Origin of the sequence: Staphylococcus sp. HMSC063A07, from assembly GCF_001836955.1 — a bacterium.
Taxonomy (GTDB): domain Bacteria; phylum Bacillota; class Bacilli; order Staphylococcales; family Staphylococcaceae; genus Staphylococcus; species Staphylococcus lugdunensis.
The window spans coordinates 15,950-36,489 of the sequence record NZ_KV830902.1; the positions used below are offsets into that span (position 1 = coordinate 15,950).

At 34.1% G+C, this 20,540-nt stretch carries 21 protein-coding genes; 18 read left to right on the forward strand and 3 right to left on the reverse strand.

All coding sequences use genetic code 11. The features are described from left to right. The first annotated feature begins 3 nt into the window (after nt 1–3). Nucleotides 4–165 (forward strand): FeoB-associated Cys-rich membrane protein, encoded by a 162-nt coding sequence (locus tag HMPREF2597_RS12325; RefSeq protein WP_002478945.1) that lies wholly within the window; start codon nt 4–6, stop codon nt 163–165. 404 nt (nt 166–569) lie between these two features. Here HMPREF2597_RS12325 and HMPREF2597_RS00625 read toward each other — a convergent pair whose 3' ends face one another. Beyond that, on the reverse strand, nt 570–1,040 hold the full coding sequence (locus HMPREF2597_RS00625) for an S-ribosylhomocysteine lyase (protein WP_002461265.1): 471 nt from the start codon (nt 1,038–1,040) through the stop codon (nt 570–572). 254 nt (nt 1,041–1,294) lie between these two features. Here HMPREF2597_RS00625 and HMPREF2597_RS00630 point away from each other — a divergent pair, with 254 nt between their 5' ends. The 3 genes from HMPREF2597_RS00630 to HMPREF2597_RS00640 all read left to right on the forward strand — a co-directional run bounded on the left by HMPREF2597_RS00630 (nt 1,295) and on the right by HMPREF2597_RS00640 (nt 4,596). Then, nucleotides 1,295–2,479 (forward strand): M20 family metallopeptidase, encoded by a 1,185-nt coding sequence (locus HMPREF2597_RS00630; protein WP_002478946.1) that lies wholly within the window; start codon nt 1,295–1,297, stop codon nt 2,477–2,479. A 2-nt stretch (nt 2,480–2,481) separates the two neighbouring features. After that, nucleotides 2,482–3,669, forward strand: a complete 1,188-nt coding sequence (locus HMPREF2597_RS00635) for an L-aspartate--L-methionine ligase LdmS (RefSeq protein ID WP_176744372.1) — start codon at nt 2,482–2,484, stop codon at nt 3,667–3,669. A gap of 261 nt (nt 3,670–3,930) precedes the next feature. Further along, nucleotides 3,931–4,596 carry a DUF2750 domain-containing protein gene (locus HMPREF2597_RS00640; protein WP_002461261.1) on the forward strand — a complete coding sequence of 222 codons (666 nt, stop codon included), beginning with the start codon at nt 3,931–3,933 and terminating at the stop codon, nt 4,594–4,596. A 47-nt stretch (nt 4,597–4,643) separates the two neighbouring features. On the opposite strand, the gene coaW is transcribed toward HMPREF2597_RS00640, so the two are convergent. After that, a complete protein-coding gene (gene coaW, locus HMPREF2597_RS00645; protein WP_002478948.1) occupies nt 4,644–5,444 on the reverse strand; it encodes a type II pantothenate kinase in 801 nt (266 codons plus the stop codon). A gap of 157 nt (nt 5,445–5,601) precedes the next feature. Between coaW and HMPREF2597_RS00650 the strand changes: the two genes are divergently transcribed. The 3 genes from HMPREF2597_RS00650 (at nt 5,602) to HMPREF2597_RS00660 (ending at nt 9,024) form a co-directional block, all read left to right on the forward strand. Further along, the gene (locus HMPREF2597_RS00650; RefSeq protein ID WP_002461258.1) at nt 5,602–6,462 is read left to right on the forward strand and encodes a GNAT family N-acetyltransferase; all 861 of its coding nucleotides are present in this window, start codon (nt 5,602–5,604) and stop codon (nt 6,460–6,462) included. Nucleotides 6,463–6,572: 110 nt separating this feature from the next. Continuing rightward, on the forward strand, nt 6,573–7,094 hold the full coding sequence (gene rpoE / locus HMPREF2597_RS00655; RefSeq protein ID WP_002478949.1) for a DNA-directed RNA polymerase subunit delta: 522 nt from the start codon (nt 6,573–6,575) through the stop codon (nt 7,092–7,094). 322 nt (nt 7,095–7,416) lie between these two features. Further along, nucleotides 7,417–9,024 carry a CTP synthase gene (locus HMPREF2597_RS00660; protein WP_002478950.1) on the forward strand — a complete coding sequence of 536 codons (1,608 nt, stop codon included), beginning with the start codon at nt 7,417–7,419 and terminating at the stop codon, nt 9,022–9,024. Between the two features lie 47 nt (nt 9,025–9,071). Here the strand turns inward: HMPREF2597_RS00660 and HMPREF2597_RS00665 are convergent, their stop codons facing one another. Continuing rightward, the gene (locus tag HMPREF2597_RS00665; protein WP_002461255.1) at nt 9,072–9,593 is read right to left on the reverse strand and encodes a DUF2529 family protein; all 522 of its coding nucleotides are present in this window, start codon (nt 9,591–9,593) and stop codon (nt 9,072–9,074) included. Nucleotides 9,594–9,797: 204 nt separating this feature from the next. Between HMPREF2597_RS00665 and fdaB the strand changes: the two genes are divergently transcribed. From fdaB to HMPREF2597_RS00720, 11 genes are all read left to right on the forward strand, one after another. After that, a complete protein-coding gene (fdaB, locus tag HMPREF2597_RS00670; RefSeq protein ID WP_002478951.1) occupies nt 9,798–10,655 on the forward strand; it encodes a class IIb fructose-bisphosphate aldolase FdaB in 858 nt (285 codons plus the stop codon). Between the two features lie 267 nt (nt 10,656–10,922). Beyond that, nucleotides 10,923–12,191 (forward strand): UDP-N-acetylglucosamine 1-carboxyvinyltransferase, encoded by a 1,269-nt coding sequence (locus HMPREF2597_RS00675; RefSeq protein ID WP_002461253.1) that lies wholly within the window; start codon nt 10,923–10,925, stop codon nt 12,189–12,191. Between the two features lie 131 nt (nt 12,192–12,322). Further along, on the forward strand, nt 12,323–12,655 hold the full coding sequence (locus tag HMPREF2597_RS00680; RefSeq protein WP_002478952.1) for a winged helix-turn-helix transcriptional regulator: 333 nt from the start codon (nt 12,323–12,325) through the stop codon (nt 12,653–12,655). A 248-nt stretch (nt 12,656–12,903) separates the two neighbouring features. Beyond that, on the forward strand, nt 12,904–14,331 hold the full coding sequence (locus HMPREF2597_RS00685; protein ID WP_002478953.1) for an aldehyde dehydrogenase family protein: 1,428 nt from the start codon (nt 12,904–12,906) through the stop codon (nt 14,329–14,331). Nucleotides 14,332–14,520: 189 nt separating this feature from the next. Further along, entirely contained in the window at nt 14,521–15,837 is a 1,317-nt protein-coding gene (gene rho / locus HMPREF2597_RS00690; RefSeq protein ID WP_002478954.1) for a transcription termination factor Rho, read from the forward strand. A gap of 116 nt (nt 15,838–15,953) precedes the next feature. Continuing rightward, nucleotides 15,954–16,211 carry a type B 50S ribosomal protein L31 gene (locus HMPREF2597_RS00695; protein WP_002461247.1) on the forward strand — a complete coding sequence of 86 codons (258 nt, stop codon included), beginning with the start codon at nt 15,954–15,956 and terminating at the stop codon, nt 16,209–16,211. 199 nt (nt 16,212–16,410) lie between these two features. After that, the gene (locus HMPREF2597_RS00700) at nt 16,411–17,010 is read left to right on the forward strand and encodes a thymidine kinase (RefSeq protein ID WP_002478955.1); all 600 of its coding nucleotides are present in this window, start codon (nt 16,411–16,413) and stop codon (nt 17,008–17,010) included. After that, nucleotides 17,010–18,086, forward strand: coding sequence for a peptide chain release factor 1 (gene prfA / locus HMPREF2597_RS00705; RefSeq protein ID WP_002461245.1), 1,077 nt, complete (start codon nt 17,010–17,012; stop codon nt 18,084–18,086). The genes HMPREF2597_RS00700 and prfA overlap by 1 nt, the downstream gene beginning before the upstream one ends. After that, nucleotides 18,073–18,912, forward strand: coding sequence for a peptide chain release factor N(5)-glutamine methyltransferase (prmC, locus tag HMPREF2597_RS00710; RefSeq protein ID WP_070817108.1), 840 nt, complete (start codon nt 18,073–18,075; stop codon nt 18,910–18,912). The genes prfA and prmC overlap by 14 nt, the downstream gene beginning before the upstream one ends. 87 nt (nt 18,913–18,999) lie before the next feature. Next, entirely contained in the window at nt 19,000–20,034 is a 1,035-nt protein-coding gene (locus HMPREF2597_RS00715) for an L-threonylcarbamoyladenylate synthase (RefSeq protein ID WP_002478957.1), read from the forward strand. A 5-nt stretch (nt 20,035–20,039) separates the two neighbouring features. Beyond that, complete coding sequence (locus tag HMPREF2597_RS00720) at nt 20,040–20,462, forward strand: low molecular weight protein arginine phosphatase (RefSeq protein ID WP_002478958.1); 423 nt, start codon at nt 20,040–20,042, stop codon at nt 20,460–20,462. The last annotated feature ends 78 nt before the right edge of the window (nt 20,463–20,540 follow it).

Here is a 20,540-nt window from a genome sequence, read left to right on the forward strand (position 1 = left end):
TTTATGTATATATTTATAAACATCTTGATTATCGTAGTTATCATCTTTTATACGGTTTTAACATTAGTAAAATTTTTTAAACGTAGTAAAGAAGGGCAATGCGGAAGTTGCAAATCTAATTGTCATTGTGATACAACGTCACATAAGAAACATTTAAAGCCTTAAGAATCAAATTTTAAAATAAAAGTAAAAGCTTTTCTATTTTTGAATGAACGAATTCAAATAGAGAAGCTTTTTTGTTGTATGAAACATACTGAGATTAGTTATGTTTCTATTCATTATGAGTTACTTTCTTCTGCTAATAAAATGCCAGTTCACATGCATATACATCGTTTTGAGAGCAAAACTTTAAGTAGGGTTAGGATAAGTTGAATCGCGAGTATCCAATTAAGAAATATTCGAAAATAAAATATCGGTTACTATCCATTGGAATAAGATGGAGTACTGCACTTAGAAATATTAATACGTGATATAAAAAACTCTAGGGGTCGGGACAAAAATCATTTTTGAATTCTGTCCCGCTCCCTAGAGCGAATTTTGAGATTTATCATCCAGGATATTGTAACTAATTATTTAGCTTCACCGAACACATCATGCCATTGATTGCGTTTGTTTAAGAACGCTTTAGCGATTTCTTTTGCACCCTCTAATGAATGACTTGCAGCCCATCCACATTGTACTTCATTGCAAGCTGGAACTTCGTTAGCTTGTAATACGTCATTTAATGTTTTTTCAATAATATTTAAAACATCATTATAATCGTCATGATTAATAAAGGATACATAGAAGCCGGTTTGACAACCCATTGGACTTAAGTCTACAACTTTGTCAGTATGGTTTCTAATGTTTTCTGCCATTAAATGTTCAAGTGAGTGTAAACCAGGCATTTCCATATGTTCTTTATTTGGTTGTTTGAAGCGGATATCATATTTTTTGATTACATCACCGTTTAAGCCTTCCATCGTACCTGCTAATCTCACAAAAGGCGCGACAACTTTTGTATGATCTAAGTTAAAACTTTCTACATTCATTTTTGCCATTTGACATCCTCCTAAATTACTTTTAAAACTTATCTAATATATTGATTGTAACAAGACGACTGTATAATGACAATTTTGACCTAATGCATCATATGCCGTTGAGGCGGGTATAGAACATTATTGTTAGAAAATTTTGTAAATATAATGACAATCAAGTATTATTCCGATAAAATAAGTAATGATTAATTAAAAAACATATTGGGTAAAAGATGTTGTTCGATTATTTGGGTTACGTAAGGGAGATAGTTGTAATAATGAACAGTAAACAAAAAATTTTGGATTATATCGAAAATAATAAATACGATTATATAGAAATCAGTCATAGAATACATGAACGTCCGGAGTTAGGAAATGAAGAAATTTTTGCGTCTCGAATACTTATAGAGAAACTAGCTGAACAAGGATTTGAGATAGAGACAGATATCGCAGGTCATGCAACAGGATTTATAGCCACTTATGATTCAGAACGTAAAGGTCCAACGATTGGTTATTTAGCCGAATATGATGCTTTACCTGGGTTAGGACATGCATGCGGCCACAATATTATAGGTACTGCAAGTGTATTGGCTGGATCGGCATTAAAGCAAACGATTGATTCAATTGGTGGTAAAGTAGTCGTTTTAGGCTGTCCAGCAGAAGAAGGTGGAGAGAATGGAAGTGCAAAAGCATCATATGTTAAAGCCGGCGTGATTGATGATATTGATATAGCATTGATGATTCACCCTGGCAACGAAACATATCCAACCATCAATACATTAGCAGTAGATGTTTTGGATATTAAATTTTACGGAAAAAGTGCACATGCTTCTGAAAATGCAGATGAAGCGCTCAATGCTTTAGATGCTATGATTTCTTATTTTAATGGCGTGGCACAACTCAGACAACATATTAAGAAAGATCAAAGAGTACATGGTGTGATTTTAGATGGTGGTAAAGCAGCAAATATCATTCCAGATTTTACTCATGCACGTTTTTATACACGCGCAACAACACGCAAAGAATTAGATGTATTAACAGAACGTGTGAAACAAATTGCACGTGGTGCTTCAATTCAAACGGGTTGCGATTATGAATTTGGGCCTATTCAAAATGGCGTAAATGAATTTATTAAAACACCTAGATTAGATGCATTATTTGAAAAGTATGCCATTGAAATAGGTGAAGCAGTCAGCCATGACGATTTTGGATATGGATCTACGGATACTGGCAATGTGAGTCATGTCGTTCCTACGATACATCCACATATCAAAATAGGCTCAAGAAACTTAGTTGGTCATACACATCGTTTTAGAGAAGCTGCTGCAAGTGTACATGGAGATCAAGCGGTTGTTCGAGGTGCAAAAATTATAGCATTGATGGGTCTAGAGTTAATTGAAAATCAACCGCTGTTTGAGGCTATAGTCGAACAGCATTCTCATATAAAGGGGAATAACAAATAATGGTGAAAAATAAGCAAAATCAACCACTTACACTCAGTGATTTATACGCAGACAATGTTGTTTACTCATCAAGACCCTCTTATGTTTCTAATCCATGGTTAGAACCAGAAGAACATCAATCGAATTTTTTGACCGGTAGAGAGTTATTGATAGCTAATCAATTACCTGTAATCGTACACGAAGCCAGTGTTACCGATAAATTGGAAGCACTTTTTAATACTATAGGAAAAACGATACCGACCTCAATTTATAAATTTCATGATCAGCAATCTTATGAATCGCTTATTCAACATCTCGCTTATCAAGAAGGGAAAAAGATTTATTTTCAATATATACATGGAGAAGATGTACTTGAATCTTCTTATTACGCTTTAAATAAGGATACATTTGTTGCATTAAATAATAAAGCGCGCATTCCTGAATGGACGAATCATCATTACTTGCCTAACAGAGAAATTGTATCAATCAAAGATTTTAAAGCGCGAGTTCAAGATTGGACATTTCCTTTTGTTATTAAACCTGGAGATGATTTGCCAACTGCAGGAGGATATGGTGTTATGATTTGTTATCATCAAAATGATTTGCAAAAAGCAATGACACGTATTTTTGAAGCAGAAGCAGCTACATCACATTTGATTATTGAACAAAAAATCGAAGAGGTTCACAATTATTGTGTTCAGTTCTCTTATTCTTCAGAGCTAGGTATCCAGTATTTAGGAACCGCACAGCAACTTACAAATAAATATGGCTTTTATGCTGGTAACGAGAATGTCCATGATATACCTCAGCAAGTGATAAACGCTGGTTACGAAATTATGGAAATAGGTGTAAAACAAGGATTCTTTGGAGTGGCAGGGTTTGATTTATTATTAGATCAACATGGAGATGTCTTTGCGATTGATTTGAATTTTAGACAAAATGGTTCTACGAGTATGTTGCTATTAGAAGATGAGCTACATCCAAATTATCAAAAGTTTTATAGCTATGTAGCTAAAGGTGATAATGAACACTTTTTTAATACTATATTAAAATTTGTAAAAAAAGGCGTATTGTACCCACTATCTTATTATGATGGTGATTGGTATGGTAAAAATAAAGTTAATTCTAGATTTGGCTGTATTTGGCATGGGAATAGCAAAACAGAAATAGATCATTATATTAAAGCATTTTATGAGGAGTTAGATTTATAAATAATAAATACTGTACAATCAGACATTTGTTTTAATTTAATAGTTAGGGAGCGGGACAGCATTCATTATGAATTCATAGTCATGCACCGGCAAGGTTGACCAGGATTGGAAAAGGCCTAGTATAAGCGTATGTTCAGTCCAGTCAACTATTGCCAATATTTAGTTCGTATCTTAAAACATAATGATGTCCAAGCTTTATTGACTATCAAAAACGAGTCATTTAAAATTTGGAATAAATTAAAATGAATTGAGGGTTGTTACATGTCATTTAAAAATGAAACATTTTTCAAAGATATATTAATCAATGAGGAATTTTTCTTTGCGAGTACATCTAAAAAATTAGTAAGGATTTATTATCAAGGTCAATTATATCCAGCAGCATGGACGAATGAATACATGGCGCGCACATTCCTTGAAGATCATCAGGTAGATTATGATAAAGTAGTTCAAATTGACATTGATACCTTTGCGACATATGAGCTTGATGATTTATTTGATAAAGGAGACAAAGTGGTTATTAATGCTTCAGAAAATCATCCTGGCCAGTTGATTAACGTCGTTGATACAACTGATGAAATCATGACAGAATTAGATCGCATTCGCACTAAAGAATTTGTTAAAGATATAGCAAAAAATGATGAAGTATTTGGACTAACTCGAAAAGGACAAAAATCTTTTATTTTAATCGGGGATGATAAAAAAGAAAAACCATATATTATGCCTGTTTGGAGTATGAAAGGGCGCGCTTTGAAAGTACGAGATCAAGATTTTGAAGAATGCGAACTTATAGAAGTAGAAAGTAGCGTTTTTGGTGAGTGGTTAGATGAATTAAGAGATGATAATAAAGCTGTAGCTATTGACTTGAAACCCGGTGTGGTTGGTACTATTGTCTCGGCACAGTACTTGTCAAACGAAGCAACATTTTAAATTGATGAATGACGCCCTTCGATGCAAATGCTGAAGGGCGTTTGCTATTATGATAAATGAATAGCACCAATGGCTCCTGAAAAGGCACCATGTTCAATATAATATGGTTGACAACCTCTTAACTTAGTATAATCTTCAATGACTTCTCTTAACAATGGATTATTGTTGAAGGATGACCCGATGTACACGACATTATTTGTTTTATATTCACGAGCTACAGTAATGGACATCGTTGTGATTACCTCGCCAACAACACCGACAACCGATGCTAGTTGATTTGCTGATGTAAAATTTGCATCCAAATGATGCAGGACATTACCAAAATTTGCGGCAGTTAATTCGCCTGGTATAGGAGGTGGGGTATCTTTATAAATATGTTTGACCTTTAAATCAATATGATTTCGATCACCTTGTTGAGCTAAAGTTGTCAATGCCTCATAATCTGATATTTGAGTTAAAAGGTATCCTAAACCTTGTATCATACCGCCACCTGTACCAATACCCCCAACACGTTGTTGAGATATCCCATCATAATAATGGATAGACGTCCCAGTTCCTACGTTAGTAAAAATATATTGGTCAATATCGTGGCCTTGTTCTTTAAGTAACATGCTTAAACCTTTAGAAGAAGCATCAAATTCAACATAGGTTTGCACAGGGTAATCAAGTTGTTCAGCAATGACTCCGGCATTACCACCTGTTAAACTTAAAGAATCATATGATTCATTTTTCAACCAATGAATTACCTGTTGTATATTTGTAGTTAATTCTGTTTTATAAATACGTTCATCAGGCGTTTCTTGAACAATTTTGATTAATGTTCCACCTGCATCGATACCGATATTCATTTCTTTCACCTCTGCAATTAATTAGGGTCAATGTTTATAGTATAATAAAATCACTGAAATACAAGTAGAAATTAAAAAAATTAGGGTATAACATGATATGATAAAATTTAAATAAGTAGTCAGAAGGCTAACAATGTTAGAAATAAGGGGATAGATTATGGTTATAAAACAGCAATATGATAATATAACAATTCAGGTATTTGAAGAACGTTATCGACAACATGTTTTAGATTTTGAATTAAGCGAAAGACAACAAGTTTATTCATCATTACCTAAAACAGTGCTTCAAGAAGCATTAGAAGATGAAAATCGTGTCGCTAACATTGCTATAAATGAACAAGGAGATGTGGTTGGATTCTTTATACTACATCGTTACTATCAACATGAAGGATACGATACACCAGAAAATGTCGTTTATGTAAGATCATTATCAATAAATGAAAAATATCAAGGACGTGGCTATGGCACTACAATGATGATGCATATTCCACAATATGTTCAACTATTATTTCCAGATTTTAATCACTTGTACCTCGTGGTTGATACTGAAAATCAAAGTGCATGGAATGTATACGAGCGTGCTGGTTTTATTCATACAGCAACTAAAGAGGAAGGGCCAATAGGGAAGGAAAGATTATATTATCTAGATTTAGATACGAAACATGTGTCTTCACTAAAGTTACAAGCCAATAGTCAATCTAGTATTGGAACAGTGCAAATCATAGACTTATTGAAAGACGGGGATAAAGTAGGATTTATAGCTGTAGAACAGCATGCGACAAGAATGAATATTGCTGCAATAGAAGTTAATAAAGAACACAGACAATCAGGCATTGCTGAAAGCGCATTGCGTCAGTTACCAACGTATGTTAGAAAACATTTTAATAATATACAAACATTAAATATAATGTTATTTGGTGAACATAATGAATTAAAACCGTTATGTCAGAATAGTGGATTTGTTGAGATTGAACAATCAGAAGATGTCGCAATTTTTGAAAAGTATATTAATTATTAGTAGACATTGCGAAATCAAGAGTTGTCATTTATAATTTAATTTTGTTACTATTAATAAATGCAAAATAACTTATAAATTTCAAAAAATCCTGTGAAAGGAAGTATTTTTTAATGAAAATTCAAGATTACACAAAAGAAATGATCGATGAGAGATCATTCATTGATATGACTTATACGTTATTACATGAAAAAGGCGCAACAATGAATTTATATGATATTATTGATGAATTTAGATCTTTAGGTGGTTATGATTACGAGGAAATTGAAAATCGAGTTGTGCAATTCTATACTGATTTAAATACTGATGGACGCTTTTTAAATGTTGGTGAAAATGAATGGGGATTACGTGACTGGTACTCAGTAGATGATATCGAAGAAAAAATTGCACCAACAATTCAAAAATTTGATATTTTAGATGATGAAGATGAAGAAGATAAAAATCTTAAATTATTGGGCGAAGACGAAATGGATGACGACGATGATATTCCAGCTCAAACTGACGATCAAGAAACATTAGATGATGATGACAATGAACCAGTAGAAGATGAAATGAATGAAACAGATATTGTTTTAGATGAAGATGATGAAGATTTAGACGACGAAGAGGAAATTGACGACGAAGAAAAATTTTAATTTAGTGAGGCCTTGAATGGTAAGGCTTTGCTTAAGTTAATAAAATTGACAATTGACTTTTATTAAAAAAATGATAAAATTTTATTCGGGCTCCTTTAATTAGGACACGTGTATAAATGTTATGCGCTCCCCTTACAATGGATGTGAGAGGGAGCGATTTTTTTATTTTAAAAATTATTTCAGCATTAAATGTATAGAGAAGGAAATGAATAAAAGTTTAAATTATAACTATACATTTTGAATGGAATATTTTAATAATCAAGACTTGTTAAAAAGTGTTAAATAAAGAAAGCAACCCTTTATATATGCAGGAGGTCAAAATATGACAAAGTTTATTTTTGTAACAGGTGGCGTAGTTTCATCTCTAGGGAAAGGTATTACAGCTGCTTCTCTAGGAAGATTATTAAAAGACAGAGGATTAAAAGTTACAATACAAAAGTTTGATCCATACTTAAATGTTGACCCAGGTACGATGAGTCCTTATCAACACGGTGAAGTTTTTGTAACGGACGATGGTGCAGAGACCGATTTAGATTTAGGACATTATGAACGCTTTATTGATATTAATCTTAATAAGTATTCTAATGTAACAGCTGGGAAAGTATATTCACATGTTTTGAAAAAAGAACGTCGTGGTGACTACTTGGGTGGTACAGTTCAAGTCATTCCACACATTACAAATGAAATTAAAGAACGTTTATTACTGGCTGGTGAAAGTACTAATGCAGATGTAGTAATAACAGAAATAGGCGGAACAACAGGTGATATCGAGTCTTTACCGTTTATTGAGGCTATACGACAAATTCGCAGTGATTTAGGTAGAGATAATGTGATGTATGTTCACTGTACATTATTACCATTTATTAAAGCAGCTGGCGAAATGAAAACAAAACCAACACAACACAGTGTTAAAGAACTTCGTGGATTAGGTATACAACCTGATTTGATTGTCGTTCGTTCTGAATATGAAATGACTCAAGACTTAAAAGATAAAATTGCATTGTTCTGTGATATCAATAAAGAGAGTGTTATTGAGTGTAGAGATGCGTCATCGCTATATGAAATTCCACTGCAACTTAGCGCACAGAATATGGATGATATCGTTATTCGACGTTTGGGCTTAGATGCTAAATATGATACGCAATTAGATGAATGGCAATATCTATTAGATACTGTTAATCACTTAGATGGAACAATCACTATTGGCTTAGTTGGAAAATATGTTAGCTTACAAGATGCCTATTTATCAGTTGTTGAAGCTTTAAAACATGCAGGTTATCCATTGAAAAAAGATGTCGTAGTAAAATGGATTGATTCTAGTGTGGTTACAGATGAAAATGTTGCGAGTTATCTGAGTGATGTGGATGGTATCCTAGTCCCGGGTGGTTTCGGATTCCGAGCGAGTGAAGGAAAAATCGCTGCAATTAAATATGCACGAGAAAATAACGTACCATATTTTGGAATATGTTTAGGTATGCAATTAGCTACGGTTGAATTTGCACGTAATGTGCTAGGATTAGAAGGCGCACATTCTGCAGAATTAGATCCAAATACACCACATCCAATTATTGATTTATTGCCTGAACAAAAAGACATTGAAGATTTAGGCGGTACATTACGCTTAGGCTTATATCCAAGTAAAATTAAAAAAGATACATTAGCATACGATATTTATGGTGTAGATCACGTTGAAGAAAGACATCGACATCGTTATGAATTTAACAATGATTATCGTCAACAAATTGAAGATAAAGGAATGGTCTTTTCTGGTACAAGTCCTGATGGCCGTTTAATTGAAATGGTTGAAATTCCAGCAAATGATTTCTTTATTGCTTGTCAGTTCCATCCAGAATTTTTATCTCGTCCGAATAGACCTCAGCCTATATTTAAGGCGTTTGTTGAGGCAGCTTATAAATATCAAAATAAATAATGTAACAAAGCACATCTAACTGTGATAAGGTTAGATGTGCTTTATTGCTATAACTCTAAATCTCGTGTCATTTCCACCATTTGAGTGTAAATATCATAATAAATATAATTAAATGCCATTGAGTGTGGTTGGACAATTTTATCGTAATCTTCAGTATAGACGATAGGTCTCGGTGTCGATAAGTTAATAAAATGTAGTAAGTGTTCTGGGAAATCGTCTGATTTAGGGCGATTACTAACGAGTACAATATCAATATCGCGCTGAAGTAAAGCGGATATATCTTGAGCAACAGCTTCATTATAAAAAGGTGAAAATAAAAATACTCTATCTGTTGTATCTAAATCATCAAAACTGTTTAATGTTGAGAGTTGACGACTCGATCGCAAACGTTCTTGGCTTTGTAATATAAAGGGCTCAAAAAATGCCAAATCTTCATATCCTTTAATATAGACAAAACCTTCTCCACCAATAGCTTGTACGATACATTGAGCAGCCATTTGAATTTCCATAGCTTGTTTTTCTATGCGATTAAAAATACCAGTTAGCTGTGTATTTAATATTTTAGACATTTAAATCCTCCATTCTATGATAATAGTGTAAAACGATGCAATATAATATTCAATAAGTTAGATACTTTAATAATGACATTGTAGGCTATGATAAATGATAAAAACATATATTCAGAAAACAAAGTATATTCCAATGCATTACTAATATAAATTTGGTATAATAAACAAACAAATCGTGCATATGCACAACAAGGAGGAACTTTCATGCCTTTAGTTTCAATGAAAGAAATGTTAATCGATGCAAAAGAAAATGGTTACGCTTTGGGTCAGTACAACTTAAATAATTTAGAATTTACTCAAGCAATTTTAGAAGCATCTCAAGAAGAAAAAGCACCAGTTATTCTTGGAGTTTCAGAAGGTGCAGCACGCTATATGAGTGGTTTTTACACTGTAGTAAAAATGGTTGAGGGCTTAATACATGATTTAAATATCACGATTCCTGTGGCAATACATTTAGACCATGGTTCAAGCTTTGATAAGTGTAAAGAAGCGATTGATGCTGGTTTCACCTCAGTGATGATTGATGCTTCACACAGTCCGTTTGAAGAAAATATTGAAATCACATCAAAAGTGGTTGAATATGCGCATCAACATGGTGTATCTGTTGAAGCTGAATTAGGAACGGTTGGTGGTCAAGAAGATGATGTTGTTGGCGGCATAATCTATGCTGATCCTAAAGAATGTCAAGAGCTTGTTGAAAAAACTGGAATAGATGCTTTAGCACCTGCCTTAGGTTCTGTTCATGGACCGTATAAAGGCGAACCTAAATTAGGATTTAAAGAAATGGAAGAAATTGGAGCTTCAACTGGTTTACCATTAGTACTACATGGTGGTACTGGTATCCCTACTAAAGATATTCAAAAAGCAATTCCATATGGAACAGCAAAAATTAATGTTAATACTGAAAACCAAATTGCATCTGCAAAAGCGGTACGCGATGTATTAAATAAAGACCAAGACGTTTATGATCCACGTAAATATCTAGGACCAGCGCGTGAAGCAATTAAAGAAACGGTAAAAGGTAAAATTAGAGAATTTGGTACTTCTAATCGTGCGAAATAAGTGCAACATAAAAAAGTCATTGAGCCTACGGGTTTAATGGCTTATTTTTTATGCTATAATAAATGAAGAATTTTACTAAACGATAATTAAACTTATTACATTATAAAAAATTGGGGGAGCTGGCGATATTATATATTAGCTGGACTACTAAATGTAATAAAAACAAAGCAGGGAAGTACAATATTTATAATGTTAAATATTGTATTTTGTTGAATGGATTATGTACAATTTTATTAAATATCTAGAGAAACAAAGGAGATTAATCATATGACTCAAGAGGTAATCAAAATTCGTGGTGGTCAAACGCTTAAAGGAGAAGTCAATATTAGTGGTGCAAAAAATAGTGCGGTTGCTATCATACCAGCTACTTTACTTGCACAAGGTAAAGTGCAATTAGACGGATTACCACAAATCTCTGATGTAGAAACGCTAGTAAGCTTATTAGAGGATTTAAATATTAAAACACAACTTAATGACACAGTTTTAGAAGTTGATACTACTGAAATTAAAAATGCACCATTGCCAAATAATAAAGTTGAATCATTGCGAGCTTCTTATTATATGATGGGGGCGATGTTAGGTCGCTTTAAAAAATGTGTGATTGGCTTGCCTGGTGGCTGTCCGCTTGGACCCCGACCGATTGATCAACACATCAAAGGTTTTAAAGCATTAGGCGCAGAAATTGATGAATCAAGTGATACTTCTATGAAAATAGAAGCAAAGGAACTTATAGGAACTACTATCTTTTTAGATATGGTAAGTGTGGGTGCGACAATCAATATTATGCTTGCTGCTGTACATGCTAAAGGCCAAACGATTATTGAAAATGCAGCTAAGGAGCCAGAAGTAGTAGATGTAGCTAATTTTTTAATGAGCATGGGTGCTAACATCAAAGGTGCTGGTACAAGTACATTAAAAATTAAAGGCGTTGATGCATTACATGGTTCTGAATATCAGGTGATACCCGATAGAATCGAAGCGGGAACTTATATGTGTATGGCGGCTGCTTGTGGACAAGAAGTAAAGATAAATAACATCGTACCTAAACACGTTGAAGCTTTAATGGTTAAACTACAAGAATTAGGTGTTGATATTACAGTAGAAGATGAATATGCAATCATAAAAGGTAAAGCAAAATATAAAAATGTAGATATTAAAACATTGGTTTATCCAGGGTTTGCTACAGATCTTCAACAACCGATTACACCATTATTATTTAAAGCAAGTGGGCCTTCTTTTGTCACAGAAACAATCTATCCAGCTCGTTTCAAACATGTAGAGGAATTACAACATATGGGTGCTAATATTGAAGCAGATGAAGTAACCGGTACTGCCACAATTAAACCTTCAACGCTTCATGGTACAGAAGTCTATGCAAGTGATTTACGCGCAGGTGCTTGTCTAATTATTGCAGGATTGATTGCTGAAGGAGTAACGACCATTTATAATGTTAAACATATCTACCGAGGATACACAGATATAGTAGAGCATTTAGAACAGCTAGGCGCAGATATTTGGACGGAGAAAGTTGATTAGTGGTATACTATTTATATCGAAGTTGTACAATTCATTGGATAATTATTAATGAGCAAACGTATGGGAAATAAATTGAAAATGCAAGTTTAGTAAGTATCAACATAGAAGCAGATAGAATTGAGGTGAGCATATTGGAAATTTGTCCTTATTTAGAAGAAACCTTTAAAATTGTAGGAAGAAGTTGGAACGGTTTAATTATTAATTATTTATCGAGATGCGAACAACATTCTGCACATTTTTCAGATATGAAACGAGATTTAAAAACGATAACGCCAAGAGCATTAAGTATTAAACTTACAGATTTAGCCGAATGGGGACTCGTTGAAAAGAAAATTATTTCAACAAGCCCAGTGTCAATTATTTATGAACTAACCAACAAAGGTCAAGCTTTAGCGGAAGCACTAGTGCCTATAGAAAAATGGGCGCAATCATATATTGAATTAGAAGAACCACAACAGAATTAATTTTAAATACAGCGCTCCTTTCAAAGCAGATGATAAATCATATAGCTATGAAAGGAGTACTTTTTGTATCTTAGCAGGTTATGTTAATGCAGGTCATTGAGTGCTAATTAATATTTATGAGTTGCTGTCACTTTTTAATGATTAACTATTTAATATAATCGTTTTCGCGTGAGCAATAAGATGTTTGAAATTAGCGGACAATGGTTATTAAAGTACTATGACTTAAATTACTAAGGAGTGAATATGCAATGAGAAATTTCACTAAACAATATATAAACGGTGAATGGGTTGAAAGTGCGAGCAATGAAACAATAGACGTTATTAATCCAGCCACTGAAGAAGTAATCGGTAAAATAGCAAAAGGAAATAATGAAGATGTTAATAAAGCTGTCCAAGCTGCAGATGAAGTTTATTTATCATTTAGACATAGTAGCGTGGATGAAAGAAAAGCATTGTTAGATAAAATTGTTGCTGAATATAAGAATAGAAAAGACGATATCGTTGATGCCATTACAGATGAACTAGGTTCACCTATTACAGTATCAGAAAATGTACATTATCAAATGGGACTTAACCATTTCCAAGCTGCACGAGATGCTTTAGATACTTTCCAATTTGAAGAACAACGTGGTGATGATTTAGTTGTTAAAGAGGCAATTGGTGTTGCTGGTTTAGTCACACCTTGGAATTTCCCAACAAATCAAACATCACTTAAATTAGCGGCAGCGTTTGCAGCAGGTAGTCCTGTCGTGTTAAAACCGTCTGAAGAGACACCTTTTGCAGCAATTATTTTAGCTGAAATTTTCGATAAAGTAGGCGTTCCTAAAGGTGTATTTAACTTGGTAAATGGCGACGGTGAAGGCGTTGGTACACCATTAAGTGAACATCCAAAAGTAAGAATGATGTCTTTCACAGGTTCTGGTCCAACAGGTGCCAAAATAATGGAAAAAGCTGCGCATGATTTTAAAAAAGTGTCACTTGAATTGGGAGGTAAATCACCTTATATCGTCCTTGATGATGTTGATATTAAAGAAGCTGCAAAAGCAACAAAAGGTAAAGTTGTTAATAATACAGGACAAGTGTGTACAGCTGGAACAAGAATATTAGTTCCTAATAGTATTAAAGAAGAATTTTTAACGGCTTTAAAAGAAGAGTTCAGTCAAGTAGTGGTAGGAGATCCTCGTAATGAGGACACTGAAGTTGGCCCAATAGTAAGCAAAAAGCAATTTGATACGGTACAATCCTATATTGATAAAGGCATTGCTGAAGGCGCAGAATTGTTTTACGGAGGTCCTGGCAAACCTGAAGGCTTGGATGTTGGCTATTTTGTTCGTCCAACAGTATTTGTCAATGTTGATAATCAAATGACAATTGCACAAGAAGAAATATTCGGTCCGGTTGCCTCTGTGATCACGTATAATGATCTAGATGAAGCTATTCGTATAGCAAATGATACAAAATACGGTCTGGCTGGTTATGTGATTGGGCAAGATAAAGACACATTAATTAAAGTAGCTCGTAGCATTGAAGCTGGCACAGTAGAAATTAATGAAGCAGGCAGAAAACCAGATTTACCATTCGGCGGTTATAAACAATCAGGAATTGGACGCGAATGGGGCGATTATGGTATTGATGAATTCTTAGAAATCAAGTCTATAGCTGGATATTATAAATAATTTAAATTTTAATTTAAAAATAAAAAGAAACAGTGCAATGAACGTTTAATGTTCATTGTGCTGTTTTATTTTGTCTATAGTTAATAAAATCATTTTGTAATTAAAATGAAAATTTGCTATATTTAATCTAGTGTTTAACGTCATTTTGTTTTTGGCGTTTATAAAAATATAATGAAATGGGTGCAATCTATGCCTGAAAGATTAAGAACATCACCGCAATATGAGTCATTTCATGAACTCTATAAAAATTATACAACGAAAGATTTAACGCAAAAAGCAAAAGATTTAAAGTTATCTAATTACAGTAAATTAAATAAAAAAGAATTAGTATTAGCCATTATGGAAGCCCAGATGGAAAAAGATGGGAATTATTACATGGAGGGTATTTTAGATGATATCCAGCCAGATGGTTATGGTTTTTTAAGAACAGTCAACTATTCAAAAGGGGAAAAAGATATTTACATATCTGCGAGCCAAATTCGTCGCTTTGAAATTAAACGTGGCGACAAGGTGACTGGGAAAGTTAGAAAGCCAAAAGATAATGAAAAGTATTATGGTCTATTACAAGTAGATTTCGTCAATGATCAGAACGCCGAAGAAGTAAAAAAACGTCCTCACTTCCAAGCTTTAACTCCACTTTATCCGGAAGAACGTATCATTTTAGAAACTGATTCTCACAACTATTCAACAAGAATTATGGATTTAGTTACACCAATTGGCCTTGGTCAACGTGGACTTATTGTTGCACCACCCAAAGCTGGTAAAACATCGTTATTAAAAGAAATAGCTAATGCAATTAGTGTGAATAAACCTGAAGCAAAATTATTTATTTTACTTGTAGGTGAACGTCCTGAAGAAGTCACTGACATTGAACGATCAGTGGAATCTGCTGAAGTAGTAAACTCGACGTTTGACGAACCTCCAGAACACCATACTAAAGTTGCTGAACTTTTATTAGAACGTGCTAAGCGTTTAGTTGAGATAGGGGAAGATGTTATCATTCTCATGGATTCCATTACACGTCTAGCAAGAGCATACAACTTAGTTATACCTCCTAGTGGCCGTACTTTATCTGGTGGATTAGACCCAGCTTCGTTGCATAAGCCAAAAGCTTTCTTTGGTGCTGCACGTAATATAGAAGCTGGTGGCAGTTTAACCATTTTAGCGACAGCTTTAGTAGATACGGGATCACGAATGGACGATATGATTTACGAAGAGTTTAAAGGTACTGGTAATATGGAACTTCACTTAGACAGAAAATTAGCAGAACGTCGTGTATTCCCTGCTATTGATATTGGACGAAGCTCAACACGTAAAGAAGAATTGCTTATTAGTAAATCAGAGTTGGATTCATTATGGCAATTGCGCAATATGTTTACAGATTCAACTGATTTTACTGAGCGATTTATTCGTAAGTTAAAACGTTCTAAATCAAACAAAGAATTTTTTGAGCAATTACAGCAAGCTGCAAAAGAAAGTACTAAAACAGGAAAACCAATTATTTAATAATCTGCTTTAAAGGGTTGCGTTTTAGTATCAAAGCTATTATACTTATCAAGTATTGGGTAAAAACTCACAAATAACTCTGTTCCAGATGGTTCAGGGCAAAGGAGCTGAAAATAATGAAACAAGGAATTCATCCTGAATATCACAAAGTTATCTTTTTAGATACTACTACAGACTTCAAATTTTTAAGTGGTTCTACTAAGACTTCATCAGAAACAATGAAATGGGAAGATGGAAATGAATACCCAGTTATTCGTTTAGACATTTCTTCTGATTCACATCCTTTCTACACAGGACGTCAAAAATTCGCTGCTGCGGATGGTCGTGTGGAACGATTCAACAAAAAGTTTGGTCTCAAATCAAACAACAACTAATAGTGAATATCAACTGTCTGCGTAATCTATCTATAAAGAGATGCAGACAGTTTTTTGTATTTTTACATATCTAAGTACGATATTGTAATCGTGCTAAAGTTTATATAATTGAATAAATTTAATTAAATTCTGAATAACTTGTAGTAGTAAAATATGATATAATTAAGCGATTATGTTTTTAAAAAAGGGTGGAACTAACATGTATGAGACATATCACTCTGGGTGGATTGAGTGTATAACTGGTAGCATGTTTAGCGGTAAATCAGAAGAGCTGATTCGTCGACTTCGTAGAGGAATTTATGCTAAACAAAAAGTAGTTGTGTTCAAACCAGCAATCGATAATCGCTACCATAAAGAAAAAGTGGTATCACATAATGGTAATGCTATTGAAGCAATTAATATTGTAGCTGCCAAAGAAATATTATCACAAGATTTAACGAATGTTGATGTGATAGGTATCGATGAAGTACAGTTTTTTGATGATCAAATTGTTGATATAGCTGAGCAACTAGCTGAAAATGGACATAGAGTTATTGTTGCAGGGTTAGACATGGATTTTAAAGGTGAACCATTTGAGCCAATGCCAAAACTATTAGCGGTCAGCGAGCAAGTTACGAAATTACAAGCTGTTTGCGCAGTTTGTGGTTCGCCATCAAGCCGAACTCAGCGATTGATAAATGGCCAACCGGCTAAAATAGATGACCCTATTATACTCGTTGGGGCTAATGAAAGTTATGAACCAAGATGTAGAGCGCATCATATTATAGCACCAAGTGATGATGAGAAGGAGGAATTGTAGTGTTTGATCAACTAGATATTGTTGAGGAACGATATGAACAATTAAATGAGATGTTAAGTGATCCAGACGTTGTAAATAACGCGGATAAATTAAGAAAGTATTCTAAGGAGCAGGCCGAGTTACAAAAAACAGTTGATGTTTATCGAGAATACAAAAATAAAAAAGAAGAATTATCAGATATAGAAGATATGTTATCTGAAACGGATGATAAAGAAGAAATTGAAATGTTAAAAGAAGAGAGCTCTAATTTGAAAGATGCCTTGCCTTTACTTGAAGAAAAATTAAAATTCTTGTTAATCCCTAAAGATCCAAATGATGACAAAGATGTAATCGTTGAAATACGTGCGGCAGCCGGTGGAGATGAAGCGGCAATTTTTGCTGGCGATTTAATGAGAATGTATACGAAATATGCAGAAGCAAACGGATTTAGAACAGAAGTAGTTGAAGCAACAGAGAGTGATCATGGTGGTTACAAAGAGGTCAGCTTCCAAGTATCAGGTGCTGGAGCATATAGCAAACTTAAATTTGAAAATGGCGCACATCGTGTTCAACGTGTTCCTGAAACAGAGTCAGGTGGTAGAATTCATACGTCTACAGCAACAGTTGCAGTATTACCTGAAGTAGAAGATGTAGAAATTGAAATTCGCAATGAAGATTTGAAAATTGATACGTATCGTTCCAGTGGTGCAGGGGGGCAACACGTTAATACGACAGATTCAGCAGTAAGAATCACACATATTCCTACAGGTGTCATTGCCACATCATCAGAAAAATCTCAAATTCAAAATAGGGAAAAAGCACTTAAAGTATTAAAAGCTCGTTTGTATGATATGAAGTTACAAGAAGAGCAACAAAAATATGCAGCACAGCGTAAATCAGCTGTCGGAACAGGAGACCGTTCAGAGCGTGTTAGAACCTACAACTATCCACAAAGTAGGGTCACTGATCATAGAATTGGATTGACACTTCAAAAACTAGATCAAATTATGGAAGGTAAATTAGATGAAATTATAGATGCTTTAACGCTTTCTGAACAAACTGAAAAGCTGAAAGAACTTAACAATGGTGAACTTTAAAGATAAGTTAACAGAAACAATCCAATCAACCTCACAAAAAGGGTTTGAACAGTCACGTGCAGAATGGTTAATGCTAGATTTGTTTCATTGGACGAGAACAGATTATTTAATGCATATGTATGATGAAATGACTATTGCACAAGAAACCAAATTCAATTTGGCTGTGCAACGTATGCTATTAGGTGAACCAATACAGTACATAGTTGGTTTTCAGTCGTTTTATGGTTATCCGTTTAAGGTTAATGAAAACTGTTTGATTCCTAGACCGGAGACTGAGGAGGTAATGCTCCATTTTCTTAATGGTTGTCATTCTCAAGGAAGCATAGTTGATGTGGGAACTGGAAGTGGTGCAATCGCTATTACGATCAAAAAGCTCAATCCGCAATTGAAAGTCATTGCCACTGATTTATATAAAGAGACCTTGACTATTGCACAAGAAAACGCAAGTTATTTAGACGCTGATATTATCTTTATGCAAGGTGAGGTGTTAAAGCCACTGATTCAAAAGAATATAAAAGTTGATGGCTTAATCTCTAATCCACCATACATTAGTGAAAAAGAAACATGTCAAATGACAAATACAGTTTTAAAATACGAACCGCATCATGCACTATTTGCAGAAAATAACGGTTTTGCAATCTACGAAGCGATTTTAGATGACTTACCAAAAGTATTAAATGAAGATGCGTTTGTAACCTTTGAAATTGGTTATCAGCAAGGTCTTCAATTAAAACAACTTGTATTACAACGTTATCCAAAGTTAGACGTTAAGGTAACGAAAGACATAAATGGTTTAGATCGAATTGTCTCATTTAAGTGGATATAGGTGAAAGACTAACAGTACCGAGGGATGTTTGATAAACTTAGTTAAAACCTTTTTATTATAATTAATGATAAAGGATTTGATAGAACGATGAAGACACAAATTTGGGATATGCGTCAATATAGTCATCATAGCGAGGATTATCCATACTTAGATGAAATTAAGCATGTATATGAACAAGGTGGGTTAATCGCGCTTCCAACTGAGACAGTCTATGGGTTAGGTGCTAATGCAAAGGATCAAGAGGCAGTAACAAAGATTTATGAGGCAAAGGGTAGACCTAGTGATAATCCATTAATTGTTCATATCTATGACCAGCAACAATTAACGCCTTTTATTGAAACAATAACCGATAAAGTACAAATACTAATGAATTATTTTTGGCCTGGTCCTATCTCATTTATTTTACCTTTAAAAAGAGGCTATTTATGTGAAAAAGTCACTGGTGGTTTAGATTCAATTGCAGTTAGAATGCCAAGTCATCCAATTGGGAGAGCTATTTTGAAATATGTTGATTTACCTATAGCTGCGCCGAGCGCGAATACGAGTGGGAAACCATCTCCAACAACATTTGACCATGTTTACCATGATTTAAATGGAAAAATCGACGGTATTATTAATGGCGATCAAAGTGAAGAAGGATTAGAAAGTACAGTTTTAGACTGCACTACATATCCGTTTAAAATAGCAAGACCTGGGGCGATTACGCAGTCTATGATTAACGCAATTTTGCCTGATGCAGTTGTTGACAGTAATTATAATGATATGGTTCGGCCCATTGCACCAGGCATGAAGTATAAACATTATGCACCTGACACACCAGTGACGATTGTAAAAATGAAGGGTAAACATATACCAGAAATCATGGACAAGGAACATGCTGCATTCATTTTTCCTGAAGTCTATCGCCAACAAATACCTTCTGAAAGCCTATTTATACCTTTGTGCAAAGATGACCAGGATATTAAAACAGCTAATCATAATTTATATAAAATTTTACATGACTTAGATAACATGGATCATGTTCACAAGGCCTATATTTATGGTTTTGATATTAATGATGGCACGCAAGCTATTATGAATCGTATGCTAAAAGCCGCTGCGAATAGAATGATAGGTGAGTGAGAGCAATGAGAATTATTTTTGTCTGTACAGGTAATACATGTCGAAGTCCGATGGCGGAGAGCATAGCGAAGCATCTTTTACCAGAGCATCAGATAGAATCTAGAGGTTTGTTTGCTGTGCCACAACAAACAATTTCTAAACATGCCCAAACAATACTTGAAAAACATCATTTGGAATTGCCTACAAATGCGCAGCCTTTTACTAAAGATGATTTAACTGCAGACCTTATATTAACTATGACACAGGAACATCTTGGATTATTAATCCAATCGTTTGGCTCGTATCCTCAAATGGATACATTATCTCATTTTGTACAAGAAACAGGAGATATCAAGGATCCATATGGTTTATCGTTAGATGTTTATGAAGAAACATACCAACAATTAGCGCGTAAAATTAACAAGATAGTTAAGGATAAGCTTGTGTAAAAATCTTTTACAATTAGTATATGTTGGTAAAGAAATAAGTTATAATAAAGGAGTATAGCAAATTGCTATGTTCCTTTT